Consider the following 2,490-nt stretch of genomic DNA (forward strand, 5'->3'; position numbering starts at 1 on the left):
AAAGCTGTCGTGCTTTTCCGCAGTGACGCCGGTCATGGGCTGGAACCAATGGGTAAAGTGGGTGGCTCCGTGCTCCACGGCCCACTGCTTCATCGACTCGGCAATCTCGTTGGCAATGGAAATATCCAAAGAGGTGCCGTCAGTAATGCACTTTTTCCACGCGTTGTAAGACGCGGGGGACAGGCGCTGGCGCATGGTTTCCTCATTAAAAACAAGGCTGCCGAACAGCTCCGGCAGGGCGGTCGGTGTGGTAGTCATAGCATTCATCCTCCTGTTTTCTGTGTGATACGCCGATTTTATGGAAATTAGGGGCCGAGGCCCCAAATTGCTTACGTTCCGCTTTGCCCGTAGTTGGAGAGCACCCGTGCGGAGGGATCGCTTACATCGCAGCCCTCCCACGCTTTGTTTGGCATCCAGAAATCCTTGATCATTTTGGCCTGACCGGGATACGCCTTCTCAAACAGCTCCCGGTACAGCAGGCTTTCCTTTGTAAAGGGCGTGCAGTAATCATACTTACGCCGCTGCTGCTCAAACTCCTCATCGGTGTAAACCGTCTCTGCATAGGCCTTCAAATCGTCCACCATGGAGTGGCCCACCGCATCGGAAAAGGCCGCTTTCTCCCGCCACAGAATGCTCTCCGGCAGCAGATGGTCGTTTTCAAAGGCGTGGCGCAGGAGATACTTCCCCATTCCATAGGTGTTCAGCTTCATGGCGGGGTCAATGGCCATGACGTATTTTACAAAGCCCAGATCGCCAAAGGGGACGCGGGCCTCGATGGAGTTGTCTGCGATGCAGCGGTCAGCCCGAAGCACGTCGTACATATAAAGCTCTTCAATCCGCTTCTGGGACTCCTGCTGAAACGCGGCGGCGGAAGGAGCAAAGTCGGTATATTTATAGCCAAACAGCTCGTCGGAAATTTCACCGGTCAGCAGCACGCGAACATCTGTCTTTTCATGAATTGCCTTGCAGCAGAGATACATGCCCATGCTGGCCCGGATGGTGGTAATGTCCCATGTGCCGAGAAGGGAGACAACCTCCGGAAGCGCCGCAAGCACATCCTCCCGGGTCATGTAAATTTCGGTGTGGTCCGCGCCAAGAAAATCCGCCGCTTCCCGTGCGTATTTAAGGTCAATTGCATCTTGGTCCATTCCGATGGCGAAGGTACGAATTTTTTTGCCCAGAACCACGGAACCGATGGCGCACACCAAGGAGGAGTCCAGCCCGCCGGAGAGAAGAAAGCCCACGGGCGCGTCTGCGTCCAGCCGCTTATCCACGGCGGCGATCAGCCTGTCGCGGATTCCCCGGCAAACGGTGTCCAGATCGCCCCGAACCCGGGAGGTTACCTCCGTGAGGTCCGCAAACCGGATAAACTTGCCGTAGGCATAATAGTGTCCCGGAGGGAACGGGCAAATCTCGGCGCACAGGCCCACCAGATTCCTTGCCTCGCTGGCAAAGATAATCGCTCCGTCCGCGTCGTACCCGTAGAACAGGGGGCGGATGCCGATGGGGTCCCGGGCGGCAATCAGGGAATCCGTTGCGGAATCATAAATAATCAGCGCAAACTCTGCATCCAGCCGGGCAAACATGGACAGCCCGTATTCGTGGAACATGGGAAGCAGAATTTCACAGTCGCTTCCGCTTTTAAACGTATACCGCTGAGAAAGCTTTTTGCGGATGGGGCGAAAGCCGTAGATTTCGCCGTTGCACACCGCCTGATCCCCCTCAAGCTGAAAGGGCTGCATTCCCGCCTCGTTCAGGCCCATAATGGCCAGGCGGTGAAAGCAGAGATAGCCGGACTTCGTCTCAGAAACGCGGCTCATGTCCGGTCCCCGGTCCACGGAGCGGTCAAAGTAAACTTTAACCTCTTCCTCCGTCAACTTTTTGCTTGAAAAACCCATAATTGAACACATAAAAAGCACCTCCGGATTTTCTACCTCTTCCTTAAAAGAGCGTATAAAAACGCAGCTATATCCTAAAATTTTAGGACGAATAGCTGCTATCCGCGGTGCCACCTAACTTACTGTAAAACAGTCACCTTCAAGGCTCCAACAAGCCCGTGCGCTTTAACGGTCGCAACTCGTCTTTCCTAATAGCAGGGGTCCCCGCGTTCAGATCGCAGCTCCGGAGTGTTCTTCGCGCGGACTCTTGTGCAGGCTTCCCACTGCCGCCTGCTCACTTTGACCGATTTTCCGCGGTACTTTTCTCCATCAACGCCTTTGTTGATATGTTTAGTTTTTAAATAAAACCGCTGCGGTTTTAATGGAGCAAGTTTACCATCCCAAAGCGCTGCTGTCAACGTCAAATTAAACGAATATCTCTGGCAGGCTCCTGCATTTTTTCTAAACATTGCGTCATAGTCCCCGGAAAAGTACGCTATACGGAGGACATCTGTCGCTTTACCAAACATTTTTTGCAGCCCCAGCCTATAAAAATTCCTTGGCGGCGACAAAAATTTACTGGCGGCGGGCCGCTTTTCGGGAAATTTCCCGA

General features: G+C 53.8%; 2 protein-coding genes and 1 other annotated feature. Both genes read right to left on the reverse strand.

Going from position 1 to position 2,490, the window contains the following annotated elements; genetic code table 11:
* Positions 1-258 (reverse strand): glutamine synthetase III (locus B2W96_RS08675; protein ID WP_293009893.1); only part of this gene is annotated, 258 nt, incomplete at its 3' end.
* 71 nt (positions 259-329) lie between these two features.
* The gene (gene asnB / locus B2W96_RS08680; RefSeq protein WP_293009894.1) at positions 330-1,910 is read right to left on the reverse strand and encodes an asparagine synthase B; all 1,581 of its coding nucleotides are present in this window, start codon (positions 1,908-1,910) and stop codon (positions 330-332) included.
* Between the two features lie 68 nt (positions 1,911-1,978).
* Positions 1,979-2,220 (reverse strand) — a binding site (T-box leader).
* Between the last annotated feature and the right edge of the window lie 270 nt (positions 2,221-2,490).

The organism is Oscillibacter sp. UBA6647 (assembly GCA_002455655.1).
GTDB lineage: Bacteria > Bacillota > Clostridia > Oscillospirales > Oscillospiraceae > Oscillibacter.